The organism is Winogradskyella sp. R77965 (assembly GCF_044594915.1).
Lineage (GTDB): Bacteria > Bacteroidota > Bacteroidia > Flavobacteriales > Flavobacteriaceae > Winogradskyella.
Genome location: NZ_CP138990.1, coordinates 1,750,073 through 1,764,941, shown reverse-complemented (window position 1 = coordinate 1,764,941; position 14,869 = coordinate 1,750,073). Strand labels below are relative to the sequence as shown.

The 14,869-nt window shown below is 33.7% G+C and carries 10 protein-coding genes; 9 read left to right on the top strand and 1 reads right to left on the bottom strand.

Annotation, left to right across the window (positions count from 1 at the left end):
- Nucleotides 1-143: 143 nt before the first annotated feature.
- From SJY34_RS07950 to SJY34_RS07925, 6 genes are all read left to right on the top strand, one after another.
- A complete protein-coding gene (locus SJY34_RS07950; RefSeq protein ID WP_400081018.1) occupies nt 144-1,253 on the top strand; it encodes an adenylate kinase in 1,110 nt (369 codons plus the stop codon).
- A 49-nt stretch (nt 1,254-1,302) separates the two neighbouring features.
- The gene (locus SJY34_RS07945; RefSeq protein ID WP_400081016.1) at nt 1,303-1,665 is read left to right on the top strand and encodes a four helix bundle protein; all 363 of its coding nucleotides are present in this window, start codon (nt 1,303-1,305) and stop codon (nt 1,663-1,665) included.
- A 25-nt stretch (nt 1,666-1,690) separates the two neighbouring features.
- On the top strand, nt 1,691-2,689 hold the full coding sequence (gene obgE / locus SJY34_RS07940) for a GTPase ObgE (RefSeq protein ID WP_400081013.1): 999 nt from the start codon (nt 1,691-1,693) through the stop codon (nt 2,687-2,689).
- 54 nt (nt 2,690-2,743) lie between these two features.
- The gene (locus SJY34_RS07935) at nt 2,744-3,265 is read left to right on the top strand and encodes a DUF4136 domain-containing protein (RefSeq protein ID WP_400081010.1); all 522 of its coding nucleotides are present in this window, start codon (nt 2,744-2,746) and stop codon (nt 3,263-3,265) included.
- Nucleotides 3,266-3,440: 175 nt separating this feature from the next.
- Nucleotides 3,441-3,995 carry a DUF664 domain-containing protein gene (locus SJY34_RS07930; protein ID WP_400081007.1) on the top strand — a complete coding sequence of 185 codons (555 nt, stop codon included), beginning with the start codon at nt 3,441-3,443 and terminating at the stop codon, nt 3,993-3,995.
- 80 nt (nt 3,996-4,075) lie between these two features.
- A complete protein-coding gene (locus tag SJY34_RS07925) occupies nt 4,076-4,801 on the top strand; it encodes an SDR family oxidoreductase (RefSeq protein WP_400081004.1) in 726 nt (241 codons plus the stop codon).
- A 144-nt stretch (nt 4,802-4,945) separates the two neighbouring features.
- On the opposite strand, the gene SJY34_RS07920 is transcribed toward SJY34_RS07925, so the two are convergent.
- Complete coding sequence (locus tag SJY34_RS07920; protein ID WP_400081001.1) at nt 4,946-11,050, bottom strand: alpha-2-macroglobulin family protein; 6,105 nt, start codon at nt 11,048-11,050, stop codon at nt 4,946-4,948.
- A 402-nt stretch (nt 11,051-11,452) separates the two neighbouring features.
- On the opposite strand from SJY34_RS07920, the gene SJY34_RS07915 reads away from it, so the two are divergent.
- The 3 genes from SJY34_RS07915 (at nt 11,453) to SJY34_RS07905 (ending at nt 14,863) form a co-directional block, all read left to right on the top strand.
- Nucleotides 11,453-12,406, top strand: a complete 954-nt coding sequence (locus tag SJY34_RS07915; protein ID WP_400080998.1) for a tetratricopeptide repeat protein — start codon at nt 11,453-11,455, stop codon at nt 12,404-12,406.
- A gap of 116 nt (nt 12,407-12,522) precedes the next feature.
- On the top strand, nt 12,523-13,215 hold the full coding sequence (locus SJY34_RS07910) for a TetR/AcrR family transcriptional regulator (protein ID WP_400080996.1): 693 nt from the start codon (nt 12,523-12,525) through the stop codon (nt 13,213-13,215).
- Nucleotides 13,202-14,863 (top strand): peptidase domain-containing ABC transporter, encoded by a 1,662-nt coding sequence (locus tag SJY34_RS07905; RefSeq protein ID WP_400080994.1) that lies wholly within the window; start codon nt 13,202-13,204, stop codon nt 14,861-14,863. Before SJY34_RS07910 ends, SJY34_RS07905 begins: the two co-directional genes overlap by 14 nt.
- Nucleotides 14,864-14,869: the final 6 nt, after the last annotated feature.

The window sequence follows — 14,869 nt, the reverse complement described above, 5'->3', positions numbered from 1 at the left end:
CAAAAGAGGTAATCTGTTAAAAGATTCAACTTTAATTATCACAAAAATACACTAAATATGGTATATACTTTTAAATTCGTAAATCAAAAAATCGTCAATCGTCAATCAATTGATTATCTTTGCATTTCTAAAATAATGAGACTTTGATTAAGCTTCACGATTTATACTTTAAACCCTTCATTTCAGAACAAGAAATTGACGCTGCTGTGCAAAAGATGGTAGATAATATTGCTGCTGACTTAGGTGACGAGATGCCAGTGTTTATAGGTATTTTAAATGGCTCATTTATGTTCGTTAGTGATTTTGTAAAGAAATATCCTAAACCTTGTGAAGTCACGTTCATTAAGCTTGCCTCTTACGAAGGTGTAAAATCAACTGACGATATTCAACGTTTAATTGGATTAACTCAAGATTTGACGGGACGTACAGTTGTTATTTTAGAAGACATTATAGATTCAGGAAAAACACTAGAGGAAGTACACCGTATTTTTAAGAATGAGAACGTTAAAGAGCTCATTATTGCTACCTTGTTTTACAAACCTGAAGCTTATGACAAAGATTTTAAACTACACTATGTTGGTATAGAAATTCCTGACAAATTCATTGTAGGCTATGGCTTAGATTATGATGGGCTAGGAAGAGATTTACCAGATGTATATCAATTAAAAACAACACAACACATGACTAATTTAGTGCTATTTGGACCTCCAGGTGCAGGTAAAGGAACGCAAGCTAACTTTTTAAAAGAAAAATATGATTTAGTACATATCTCAACAGGAGATGTGTTTAGATACAATATTAAAAATGAAACGGCTCTAGGAATGTTGGCTAAGTCATACATGGATAAAGGCGAATTGGTGCCTGACCAAGTTACTATAGACATGTTAAACAAAGAAGTTGAAAAAAATGCAGGTGCTAATGGCTTTATTTTTGACGGTTTCCCAAGAACAAATGCACAAGCTAAAGCACTAGATGAATTAATGGATAGCAAAGATTCTCAGATTAATGCTATGGTTGCTTTAGAAGTTGATGATGAAGTATTGGTAAAACGTTTACTTGAAAGGGGAAAGACTAGCGGAAGAGCAGATGATGCAGATGAAAGCATTATTAGAAATAGAATAAAAGAATACTACGATAAAACGGCCATTCTAAAAGACTACTACACCGCTCAAAAGAAATACTTTGGTGTTGATGGCGTCGGCAGTATTGAGGATATTACAGTGCGTTTGAGTACTGTTATTGATAAGCTATAAACGGTTAATTGTTTAACTGTTGAATTGTTTAATTGTGAATTAAGTAGTTATGTATCAACATTCATTTGAAAAATTAAACGTTTGGCAAGATTCAATTGATTTAGTGGAATTGATATATAAGACTGTCAAGAAATTTCCTTCTGATGAGAAGTTTGGATTATCAAGTCAGATGAAAAGGTGTTCGGTTTCAATTTCTTCAAATTTGGCTGAAGGAACTTCTAGAATAACAAAGAAAGACAAAGCTCATTTTTCTACGATTGCTTTTAGTTCTGCAATGGAACTGCTTTGTCAGGTTGAAATATGTAAACGTTTGAGGTTTATAGATGAAAAAGAGCATTCTAACCTTAGAGTTGATATATTAAAAGTTTCAAATAAGATTAATTCATTGCGAAAATCTCAATTAAACGCTTAAACAAATAAACAGTTAAACAAATTAGATGACTGAAGGAAATTTTGTTGATTACGTAAAAATGCATGTATCCTCTGGAAATGGAGGGAAAGGATCTTCTCATTTACATCGCGAAAAATATATACAAAAAGGTGGACCAGATGGTGGAGATGGTGGTCGTGGAGGTCATGTTATTCTTCGTGGAAATTCTAACCTTTGGACATTAATTCATTTAAAATTTAAGCGTCACATTAGAGCTGGTCATGGTGCACATGGAAGCTCTGGTCGAAGTACAGGTGCGGATGGAGAAGATGCTTATTTAGAAGTACCATTGGGAACAGTTGTGAGAGATACAGAAACCAACGCTGTTTTATTTGAAATCACAGAAGATGGAGAAGAAAAGATAGTTGCAGAAGGCGGAATGGGAGGTCGAGGTAACTGGCATTTTAAAAGTTCGGTAAATCAAACTCCACGCTATGCCCAACCAGGTATTCCTTTAGAAGAACGACATATTACCTTAGAGTTAAAAATCTTAGCAGATGTAGGTTTAGTAGGTTTTCCAAATGCAGGAAAATCAACACTTCTTTCCGTCCTAACATCAGCAAAACCTAAGATTGCAGATTATGAATTTACCACACTGAAGCCTAATTTGGGTATTGTAGAATATCGTGATTACAAATCTTTCGTCATGGCAGATATTCCTGGTATAATTGAAGGTGCAGCCGAAGGCAAAGGTTTGGGATACTACTTTTTAAGACACATAGAGCGAAACTCTATTCTTCTGTTTTTAATTCCGGCTGATGCCAAAGATATTGTTGAGCAATATGAAATTTTGTTAGACGAATTAAGACGCTATAATCCAGAAATGTTAGATAAGGAACGTTTTGTGGTAATTTCAAAATCCGATATGCTCGATGACGAATTAAAATCTGAAATATCTTCTATTTTAGACAAAGATTTAAAATCTGAGTACATGTTTATTTCTTCCGTTGCACAACAAGGACTAACTGAGCTAAAAGATAAACTTTGGAAGATGTTGAATGATTAACAGAATCTTAAATTAATATCTTTCCTAGATTTCGTACCTTTAAAATAAAAAGTCATGAAATTCCTCAAATACTTAGGTATTGTAATTTTGTTCACCTCCTGCGGAACAATAGTTAATTACGATTACGAAAAATCAACAGATTTTACGCAATATAAAAGCTATAACTATTTTGATGATATGCTAACAGGTTTAAGCAAGTTTGACAGTATTCGCATAATACGCACTATTGATGCTAAATTGTTAACGATGGGTCTCAAACGAACCGATAATCCAGATTTTTACATTGATATTCAAAGTAGCGAACTGATGAACCGAAACAATCCTAATATTGGAGTAGGTGCTGGAGGTGGAGGTGGCGGAGGCTTTGGTGGTGTCTCTGTTGGTATACCACTAGGTGGAAATCAATATACTAGAGAAATAGTTATAGACTTTGTAGACAAATCTCAAAATGAAAAATTGTTTTGGCAAGCCGTAAGTGAGAGTACTTACAAAGCAAACGCTTCAGTTGAAAAACGCGAAGCTACCTTAGCTAACCTGGTTGAAAAAATATTTGAGGGCTATCCACCTAAAAAGTAGTACTGTCATTCCTGCCTTTCGACTACCCTCAAGATAGACTACTGAAGGAATCTATATTGTATAATGGATTCCGTATCAAGTGCGGAATGACAAAACCTGATAGTTAATCTCCTGTTAATCACATAGTATTTGAATGATTTGGTTTTTATATTTAGAAAACTAAAATATTCAATCAATGAAAAATCAAATTAAAACTTTACTGTTAGTAGCCTTTTTATCGACCTCATTTGCATTTGCTCAGAACGAGATAAAACCACCAAAAGGCTTTACTAAAGACATAGGAAACATGATTTCTATGCTCGATAATTTAAAACAACGCGTAGAACGTAATGTTAGAAATTTAGATCAAGAAGGAACGGACTTTCTATTAGACGAAAATGCTAATAGTCCTGGAGCTATAATTTATCACTTAGCAGCGACAGAAGTCTATTATCAAGTTTACACATTTGAAGGTAGAGGATTTAATGCTGAAGAAAAGAAAAAATGGGAAACTGCCTTAAGCCTTGGTGACAAAGCACGCAAGGAATTCAAGGATAAACCTATTCAATACTACATGGATATTTATGACAACGTTCGTAAAAAGACTAAAGAACTTCTGAAAACTAAAGATGACGAATGGTTTAAGAAGAAAATTGGAAATATGAGTAATCATTGGGCATGGTTTCATGTTATGGAACATCAGGCAAATCATATGGGACAGTTGGCTATGATTACTAAAAGGATTCCATAATTTTATCTTTTTCATAACAGTTTAAACTTCCGCTTTGTTTCCTCGTTTTGTAATTTTGATTTCAATAGAAAAATAAGATTATGGAAAGATTAAAAGGAAAAGTAGCACTGATTACAGGAGGTACAAAAGGTATAGGATATGGTGTAGCCGAAGCACTTCTCAATCAAGGATTAAAAGTGGTCGTTACAAGTCGTGATGAAAAGACAGCCAACGAAGCTGCAGAATCTTTAGCCAGAAAAACAAATACAACAGGTTCTGTTATTGGAGTTCAAGCCGATGTAAGACGACTCGAAAGTCAAAAAGAAGCTGTTAAACAAGCACTAAGCACTTTTGGGCAACTAGATGTTGTTGTTGCAAATGCAGGTCTTGGTCATTTTGGTAGTATTGAAGATCTAAGTTCAGAACAGTGGAATGATGTTATAGATACTAATCTTACAGGTGTTTTTAACTCTATTAAGGCTAGTGTTGATGCATTAAAAAATTCTAAAGGGTACTATATCACGATTTCGAGTTTAGCTGGTACAAATTTCTTTGCAGGAGGTTCAGCCTATAATGCTAGTAAGTTTGGTGTTACTGGTTTTACCCAAGCTGTAATGTTAGATTTACGTAAGTATGGAGTAAAGGTTAGTACTATTATGCCAGGTTCGGTTTCTACACATTTTAATGGTAACGAACCAAGCGATAAAGGCGCATGGAAAATTCAGATTGAAGATATCGGAGAATTGGTTGTCGATTTGTTAAAAATGAATCCGAGAACTTTACCAAGTAAAATTGAAGTGAGGCCAACGACACCACCAAGTAAATAATATAAATTGAACCGTCATTGCGAGGAATGAGGGACGAATGACGCGGCAATCTGTTTCAAATTAGGAGATTGCCGCGCTCTAATCGCAATGACGCATACATATTGGGCTTTTCCATTAGTGTTTCGTGCTTCTTTTGGAGAAAGATTATTCAACAATAACCCGAACTCCTTCACTATGACTACTAAATTCTGGTGCATACATAGATTGAATAGTACTAATACCATTACTCATATCACCAGCGTTATTCACTCGTAAGTCATATTCAAAAACATAAACACCTTTTGGTAAGTAATCTATAAAGAAATTGGTTGCAGCATCTTTTGTACTTTCATAATAGCCTAAACCATCTTGCCATTTGTACTGTGATAATACATTTATAGGTTCAAAACCTGCAGCACGCATATCTTTAAGGTGCACAAACTCCATTGAACGATCCGTTCTAAGTTCTATTCTCACTCTTACTAAATCTCCAACGATTAGTTTAGTGTCTGGTGTGATTTCAGAGATTTCCTCACCTTTATCAGTATTAGTTTTTAAGAAGAGCTTCTTACTCAGCTTCAATGGTGTTTTAGCTGAGGTAATTTTATCTAAATCCTCAAAGTATTGCCAATACATCGCTCCCCAGGCAATACCATCTCCTTTTTTAGTAATGGTAACATCGGCTTGTTCTGACTTGATTTCTGAACCCGTCCACGATGTTTTGTAGTAACCAGTACCAGCTTCTAGTTTTACATTTTCTAATGTTGCGGGTGAAATGGATTCGCTACCAACTTTAACATCCACCATTTCTGTAACATCTAGCCAATCACTGCCTTGTAACAACAAAGCATATACAGCTTCCGTTGTTGCTTTAGTTGTTTTCCACTGATTGGTTTGCTTATTTTTAAGTAACCATATTTTTAAATTGTCAATGTCTTCTAGGTTCTTCGCTTCGCTCTGAATGACAGTTCCTACTTCAGAAAAAGCCTCAATTAATAAAGCCTGTGTTTCGATTGGTGCTTGATACCAATACCAAGAATTGGTGTTGGCTTTCCAGTACATACCTAGTTCATCCGAAGTGATACTATTTTCTTTTAATGATTTTAGAATTTTCCCAGCAGTTTTTACATCAGCCATTCTATGCATAGTTAAAGCCATCAACCCTTTGGCATATAAAGAACGTTTCAGCCAATACTTCTTAATCTGACTTTGGTAATAATCCATAATCTTTTCAACGTCTTTAGATGCTTTTATTTCAGGATAAAAACTGCGTACATATAAATAATGTAATTGCATGTAAGACAAATGGTCTTTGGTTAAATCGACATCTTTATTGTATTTTTTAAGGTCTTTATACTCTTGGACAAACTTTGAGTCTAAGTATTTTATCGCATTTTGAATCATAGACATCTCGACTGCGCTCGATGTGACAGAAAGGTGTTTTAAATGACCAAAACCTGCAATGATATGTTGTGTGATATATCTGTTATCGCGTCCTCCATTAAACCAAGGCCAAGCTCCAGAAGGTAATTGGTTTTGCTGTAGCTTTCGTTTAGCCGACTTTAGTTCATTGGTCATTTTATTCATATCGAATAATAAACCAATGCGTTTTTTCTGTTCGGTTTCAGATTGCGCATCGCGCAACCAAGGTGTTTCTTGAATCAATAAAGATTTTAATTCTTGATTCTTCTCTAAGTTACTCAACAAAGCATCAGTAGATTTCCACTGGTTAAAAACGGCTTCAATTTTAGGATTTGACTTTACGATATGTTGTGCCAGAGCATTAGCATAATATCTTGAAAACGTTTGCTCATTACAATCGTATGGATATTCCATTAAGTATGGCAATGCTTGTACAGCATACCAAGCAGGATTAGAGGTCATCTCTAAAGTCAACTTATGATTGCTAAGCGTAGTTGAAGTATGATTCTTTAGCTTATCTAAAGTAAAAGTCTTTGTTTCGTTTGAGCGTATCCACATTGGTAAGGTTTCCGTTACTAACATTCTATTGGATAGAACTGGTAAGGCGTTTTGCTCACCATCACTAAAATCGCCAGCTTTCGCAATGACTTTATATTGTACAGCTTGTATACCTTCTGGAATTTCTAAATTCCATGTGACTTGTGTATTACCTTTTGCGTCTACTGTAAAAGAAGCCCCTTCTAACTTCCCCAGAGGGGAAGAATTGAGCAAGTTTGCGGATATATCTTCACCTGTAATAGGATTCGTCAATATGAGTTGCGCTAAACCTGACAGCCGTTTCTCGGTAAGATTAGCAATCTTGGTACTGATATTTATTTGATCTCCTTCTCTTAAAAAACGTGGTGCATTTGGTATCACCATTAACTCTTTTTGAGTTACAGTCTCTAATTGCGTTACTGCACTTTCTAAGGTTTTAGTATGTGCTAATAATTGCAATTTCCATTTTGTTAAGGCTTCTGGTGCTTTAAAATTGAAACTTACGTTACCATTTGCATCAGTCTGTAATTGTGGAAAGAAGAAGGCAGTTTCGTTGAGGTTTTTTCGTATTTGGATGTCACCTGAATCTACTTTTTCTTCATTTTCATTTGTTGATTTATCACCATCTCTCAATTCTGCTGGGTTTAGTTGACCTCCTTCGAACTTTGTTTCATTTAGATTACCTTCAATAGAAACTGCATCATATAGAACTTCTGATTCAACTGAATCGTCAACCATCATAGCAGCCTGCGGAGCAGCTTGCTTTCTGTAAACATTTCCTCTGTAATATGTTCCTCTATTCCCAAAACTAAACCCAAACCAATTCAATTGGTCGTAAGCTTGATGCGGATAGCTGCTTGAAGAACTAAAACGATTAAAGAGTCTAAAATTAGTAGTTCCAAAACTTTGTCTAGAATTTTTATTCAAGCCTCCATAGTATGTAGGACGATTTACAGGACTGAAACTCCACTGATGTCCTCTGAATTCATCTAAAGAAGCATCGTACATACTTGCCAATAACTCAGCAGAGACCTTATCACCTTTTGGACCTTTAATTTTGAAGCTCCAAGTTTCATCTTGTCCTGGCTGTAACTTGTCTCTAAACGTTGTGGTTTCTATTTCTAAATCCGTTTTAGGATATGGTACATTAACTCTAAATGTTCTTGAAGTATAATCGTTAAACGCAGCAAAACTGCAATGCACTTCAAAACCACCTAAATCACTTTCTAAAACTGGTATAGTTATCGTTTGCTTTGAATTATTGAGTTGCACTAATTGTGTCATTATCACTTTTTTGTCTTTTTCAATTTCAACAGTAAGGGTAATATCTTTTGCAGCAGAACCAATAGTCAGTTTTGCCATTGCGCCAGCATTATAACTCGCTTTATCTAATTGCGCTTCGAATAATTGAGAATCTGCAACGGTTTTATCATTTGCGCTAAATAATGATGTGTAAGCTTCGTCTTTTACGGCTTGCCCAAATTTATCTTCACTTTGTAAAACAATAATATACTTACCAGAATCCCACTTCTTTAGCTTTTTTACAGTAATGGTTTTATCTTTTTCAGTATCAAAATTTGTCTTAAAAAATTCATCTCCTCTTTCCCAATTGGTGATGAGACCTTCGTCATTATAAGCTTCGTGAGGAAATAAAGCTTTAAACTCTTCATTAGATATAACTTGATAATCTGGAGCACGCCAAGACCTGTTTTTTAAGACAACTTCTGGTGCGTTGAGCTTATAGATTTTTAATGTGCCTTTAGCTGGTACATCTTGTCCATTAAGGTTTTTAGATATGAGTGATAATTCAATTTCCTTTTTGCTTTTATCAATCATGTCTGGTGCGACGATACGCACAGTCATTGCATGATAACCAACATTTACTGTGGTTGTAGCTGTTCTGGTTTCACCATTAATATCTGTAATATCTGCGGTAACTTCATATCTAAAGACAGGAAGATTTTCTTTTGAAACACTTTCGTCTGGAATCGCTTTAAACGTAACCTCAAACTCACCTTTATCATTTGTTTTGCTCTCACCAAAGGTGATTTCTTGTGGTTCAGAATTAAAATATGGTCGTCTCCAATAATACCAACTCGGATATTGTACTTGGCGTTTTACGCGATACACAACTTTGGCATCTGTGATGTTGCTTCCAGCAAAAGCAATTGCAGTTCCGTTAACCGTAATACTGTCATTGACTTTGTAAGTATCTGTGATTGGCTGAAACTCTGGCTTAAATTTCGGTCGCTTGTATTCCTCTACAGAAATGTACGCATAGCCATAATTTCCGCAAAACATATCAATAGTGTAAATACCAGTTAAACCATCATTTGGTAAAATGAATTCACCATGCACAGAACCGAATGCATTGGTTTTTAGAGGTAGTTCATTAACCACTTCACCATTCACATTTTTGAGTCTTATTTTCGCTTCACTATCAGCATTAACGTTTGTTTTTCCATCTTTAGATTTTGTAGCAATACCTTTAAAGTAAACTGTTTGTCCTGGTCTGTAAATACTTCTATCTGTAAATAAGAATGATGTGTATTGCGTATCAGTATTAGTATTTTGTTTGTATTTCTTATTAATATAATAGTCACCAAAGTAGCCAATATCGTCTTTGAAAGTTGTTTTTATTTCAACATTTCTATAGCGATTATTGTCTTTTTTGAATTGAAATTTACCATAGCTATCAGTAACAAATTTTTTTGTCGAACGTTGATTGTAATTGTTCTGAGCGTATGATAATTCAACTTTAGCATCAACAATTGGTTTCCCGTTATCTCGGTTAATCAATTGATAATTATGTGTATCGTTATTAGTACTTTCAATTAAGGCCAAATCGGTCACCTGAAAATGTGCGACTGCAAATACATTTTCTTCAGAATTTGTGTCAGCTTTTATCAGATACAAGCCATTAGGTAATTTAGGCAAAACAATTTCTGTACTGTGATTTTGGTAATCACCTTCAGTTTTTAATTGGCTTGAGAATGATTCTGCTGCATTTAATTTTTTGAAAAATTTAATCTTTTCATCAGCTCTATAGGATGCGTTATATTGTTCTAATTGCTTTTTAGAGATTTTAAATATTTTGAAATCAAGTGCATTAAGATTCTTGTAAGTTACCAGCACTCTCGATGGTGAGTTCACAGAAGCGAACTCTAAAGATTCTAGTGTGAGACGAGACTGTAAAATTTCTTGTTTTAAAGCTTCACATTTTTTTGCGCCAATACTTTCAGGATAACTGACTATTACAGAATTGCAGAGTTCTATGGCTTCTTTAAGTTTCCAACGATGTGTGTCGTCAACTTCTCCTTGGTCATAAACAGTACTACTGTAGCCATAACCTTGTTGTTTGTAAAGAGAAGCAATTTCAAAATTATAAAGCCCAGAAAGTGGTGATGCTTTTAACGTTTCAGCTTTAGTTTTTAAAGTGTTAAGAAATAGCTCTTGTTTATTATCAAAAGTAGCTTGTTGAAATACAAATCTTAACCGCTCAATATCTGCATCAACAAAAGCTTTCGATGTTTGATTTTTGCGATGGAATTTTAATAGATTTTGATAAATTTTTAAGGCATTGAGTTGTAAAGAAGTTGAATCTTTTGATGCAATCTTAATATTAATGAACTGTTCGCTATCTGCGATAAAATCTTTATTGTCAATGGTGAATTTATAAGCAGGTTGCGTGATGCTATTTTCATCAGTTTTATAAAATTCTAAAGCATTGTGATTTAGTAAATCATATAAGGTCGGGCGAAAATCTTTTGAGTTTTCAGCTTCTACAATAAGTGTTTTATAATTATCTAAAGGTTCTAGTTGTAATAAAATACCATTCTCTAAAGAACGCTGATAGTACACATGAATTTCATTAAACAAGGTTTCTAAATCCCAAGTTCTAAAGTCAACGTCATCAACTTTACTTTCGGTTTGTGTCCGGTTGTAAAACTTATATCTGTTTTGCTGAAAATACTGCCAATACATTGTTGCTAACATATTTTCTAATACATGTTTAGTGACAATATCACTGGTTTCAATTTCTGCTTTAAAAAGATTGATAATATTTAATTGTGCATCCTCTTCAAGGGTTAGCATATATTTACTCTTATACAACAAGGCTTTAATCTGTTGTTGCTTATCTTTTTTGCTAATTGCGGATTTATAGATTTCTTCTACCAAATCAGAAGCGCTTTTAGTGAGACCTTCATTTTCAAATTTGGTAACAGCTTTCCAATGACTATCAAAATCATTTTGAGCATGAGTAAAAGAAGCGAAGCAAATTAGCATGAGTATGGTTATATAATTTTTCATGTTTACGTTTTTATAATTTTTGAAGGTCACATGCTGTTCGCGCAATGGGTATATGTATACATACTAAACATTTTCATTTGCGCTCTAGTCATCCGTATTTATTTTCTACAAATTACCTTCAAAAGGTATTCCAAAAACAGGATTAACGAGTAAGCGTGTTATTTGGATGAGTGAAGTTAAACAATTTGTGAGTGAAACGGAACAGCATACCACATTTACATTAAATTTTCACACTAAAAATTGTTCTTTTTCGTTTATACTTCAAAAAAAAATTAGCTATAACTTAGGCTATGACATATTTTTCTTTTTCGCCTAAACAAAAAACTCCTGCTTTTTATTTGTTTAATTCAATCCATAAGTGGTATTATTAAATTGTATTTTTACAAAAAAAAGCTTTGTTGTATGATAAGATTTTTATGTATTTTTTTTACGACTTCAATGTGCTTGGCGCAAGGATCTAAAGAGAAAGCAGAAGGTTTTATTGCTGAAAAAGAGTTTAAAAGTGCCCAAAGAGAAATGGTTACTTTTTTGGAGTCAAATCCCGAAGATAAAGAGGCTATTGAACTTTTAGGTGATGCTTATGGTCACCAAAAAAAGTGGGATGCCGCTATTGAGCAATATAAAACCTTAACAGAAAAAGAACCTAATAATGCCAATTATCAATATAAATATGGTGGCGCTTTAGGTATGAAAGCTTTAAGTAGCAGTAAAATTAAGGCATTAGGAATTATTGGAGATGTAAAAGAAGCATTCTTAAAAGCGGCTGAATTAGATCCAAATCATATTGATGCACGTTGGGCTTTGGTAGAATTGTATGTATCACTTCCTGGAATTATAGGTGGTAGTAATTCTAAAGCTTTAAAGTATGCTAACGAATTACAAAATTTGTCTAAAGTAGATGGTTACTTAGCAAAAGGATATGTCTACGAATATGATGACGAACCAGAATTAGCTGAAAAATATTATAAATTAGCTATTAAAGTTGGTGGATCAGTGACCTGTTATGAAAAACTAACCCAATTCTACGAAGAACAAAACGAGCCAGAAAAGGCCATTAGTAATCTTGAAGAAGGACAAATAAAATTACAACGCAATGCAATGCATTATCAAATAGGTAAAGTTTGTGCTGATTATAACGTGCAATTAGATAAAGGAGAAAAATGTCTTAAAGTTTATTTATCTAATCATTCTTCAAAAGATGGCGTGCCTAAAGAGTGGGCTTATTATCGGCTAGCTCAAATCTACAAACACAAAAAAAACAAGACTGCAGCGCTAAAATGGATCGATAAAGCCATTTCTGGTTTGCCAAAAATCAAAGTTTTTAAAGAAGAAAAAGCCAATATTTCTCAACTTTAATCTAGTTTCATTAATAATATTTATCTAAACTATTAGTAATATTAATAATTTAAATATTTGTTAAATACGCATAATTGATAGTAATACTATTATATTTGCAATCAAATATTTTATAAATGATTAATTTACTATCAAACATAAAGATATCTGTACCTGATAAAATATTTATTAAGGATCCAGAATCATCAGATCTAGGAAGGCGAATCATAGAACATAGTATCTTACTTATTGATGATATAGGCTTTGATAGCTTTACGTTTAAGAAATTAGGATCTAAAATAGGTTCTAATGAAAGTTCTATTTACCGTTATTTTGAGAGTAAGCATAAACTACTTTTGTATCTAACATCTTGGTATTGGGCATGGATAGAATATCAATTGGTGTTTGCCACGCACAATGTACAAGATAATAATGCTCAATTGCGCAAAGCAATAGAAGTGGTTACAAGAACTATTAAAGAGGATTTGAACTTTACACATATCAATGAGGTGATTCTTAATAGAATTATCATCAATGAATATTCAAAGTCTTACTTAACAAAGGAAGTCGATAGCGAAAATAAGGAAGGCTATTTTGTGGTTTATAAGAGGCTTATTAAGCGTTTAAGCGAATTTATTAATAAGGTAAATCCAAACTATGAATTCCCTTCTAGCTTATCAAGCACTATTGTAGAGGGTGCATTACATCAGCACTTTTTAAAAGCACATTTTAGTTCAATAACAGATTGTGGCCAAGATGTGACACCGACAGAATTCTTTATCAACCTAACCCAAAAAGTTTTAAAGACAACAACAGATGAATCAAAATAAACCTCTTCTAACACCTTGGCAACGTTTTGTAGGTATACTAAGATTAGAAAAAAAGGATTTATTGCAAGTGATCTATTATGCAGTATTTTCTGGATTAATTAGTCTAACATTACCACTTGGAATACAAGCAATTATTAACTTAATTCAAGGTGCCCAAGTAAGCACATCATGGGTTGTTCTTGTAATATTAGTAACATTGGGCGTGGCTTTTGTGGGTATATTGCAATTGATGCAAATGCGTATTATAGAAACCGTTCAACAACGTATTTTCATGAGAGCCTCTTTTGAGTTTACGTATCGTTTTCCAAAAATTAAAATGAACGAATTACGTAACTATTACCCACCAGAGTTAGCAAATCGTTTTTTTGATGTATTAACTGTTCAAAAAGGTCTAGCTAAATTGCTTTTAGATGTTCCAGCTGCAGTGTTACAAATTGTATTTGCATTGATATTGTTATCGTTTTATCATCCCTTTTTCATTGCATTTGGTGTGCTATTAATCGCTTTGATATATGTGGTTTTTAAGTTTACTATTCAAAAGGGCATGGAAACGAGCTTAACAGAATCCAAGAAAAAATATATGGTAGCGCATTGGATTCAAGAAGTAGCAAGAGCAATCACAAGCTTTAAAATTTCTGGTAGAACGTCTTTAGCGTTAGAAAAAAATGACAAATTGGTTGATGGTTATTTAGAAGCAAGAGAAAACCATTTCAGAATTTTGGTTATTCAATTTATACAGATGATAGGGTTTAAGGTCATTGTAACCGCAGGTCTTTTGCTCATTGGTGGACTTTTAGTACTAAGTCAAGAAATGAATATTGGTCAGTTTGTTGCGGCAGAAATCATCATTTTATTGGTTATTGCTTCTGTCGAAAAACTCATACTTGGATTAGAATCTTTTTATGATGTGTTAACCTCTTTAGAAAAAATGGGACAAGTCGTTGATAAAAAACTAGAAGCTCAAGATGGTGTTGATGTTGATACTGCAGAGCATTTAAAAATTGAATTAGATAAAGTGACTTATGAAGTACCAAATAGACCAATACCTATATTAAATAATGTATCAATCACTATCAATCCATCTAGTCGTGTATTGGTACAAGGGCCTAGCGGTTCTGGTAAATCGAGTTTACTCAGAATGATCTCAGGTATTATAGAACCTTCAAAAGGACGGATATTTGTCAATGATGAGTCGCTTCAAAATATCCATTTAAATAATTATAGATCTTGTCTAGGACTCTCATTAGCAGAAGAAACACCATTTGAAGGTAGTATTAAGGATAACCTCACATTACTTAATGAGAATATTACTGAAGATGAAATAAATAAGACTATTGAGATTGTTGGTTTAAGAGAATACCTGAAACAAACGGATAGTGGATTAAATACTATTATATACCCAGAAGGGAAGCAAATGTCTTTTACTGTGGCTAAGAAAATTATTTTAGCCAGAGCAATTCTGAAGAAACCAAAGGTGTTGGTATTAGAAGAGCCTTTAGAGCATTTTGAAGTCTCTGAAGCTAAGCGAATTATTAAGGCATTAACGTTGCCAGAAAACCCTTGGGCATTAATTGTTGCCAGTTTCAATAAAGATTGGACAAACGAATGTACAGATGTTATTAATTTAACTAATGGTGAAATTATCTAAAAAAGA

Coding starts and splice junctions, on each gene's coding strand:
- SJY34_RS07945 (WP_400081016.1), top strand. CDS start 1,303: ATGTATCAACATTCATTTGAAAAATTAAACGTTTGGCAAGATTCAATT.
- obgE (WP_400081013.1), top strand. CDS start 1,691: ATGACTGAAGGAAATTTTGTTGATTACGTAAAAATGCATGTATCCTCT.
- SJY34_RS07935 (WP_400081010.1), top strand. CDS start 2,744: ATGAAATTCCTCAAATACTTAGGTATTGTAATTTTGTTCACCTCCTGC.
- SJY34_RS07930 (WP_400081007.1), top strand. CDS start 3,441: ATGAAAAATCAAATTAAAACTTTACTGTTAGTAGCCTTTTTATCGACC.
- SJY34_RS07925 (WP_400081004.1), top strand. CDS start 4,076: ATGGAAAGATTAAAAGGAAAAGTAGCACTGATTACAGGAGGTACAAAA.
- SJY34_RS07920 (WP_400081001.1), bottom strand. CDS start 11,050: ATGAAAAATTATATAACCATACTCATGCTAATTTGCTTCGCTTCTTTT.
- SJY34_RS07915 (WP_400080998.1), top strand. CDS start 11,453: ATGATAAGATTTTTATGTATTTTTTTTACGACTTCAATGTGCTTGGCG.
- SJY34_RS07910 (WP_400080996.1), top strand. CDS start 12,523: ATGATTAATTTACTATCAAACATAAAGATATCTGTACCTGATAAAATA.
- SJY34_RS07905 (WP_400080994.1), top strand. CDS start 13,202: ATGAATCAAAATAAACCTCTTCTAACACCTTGGCAACGTTTTGTAGGT.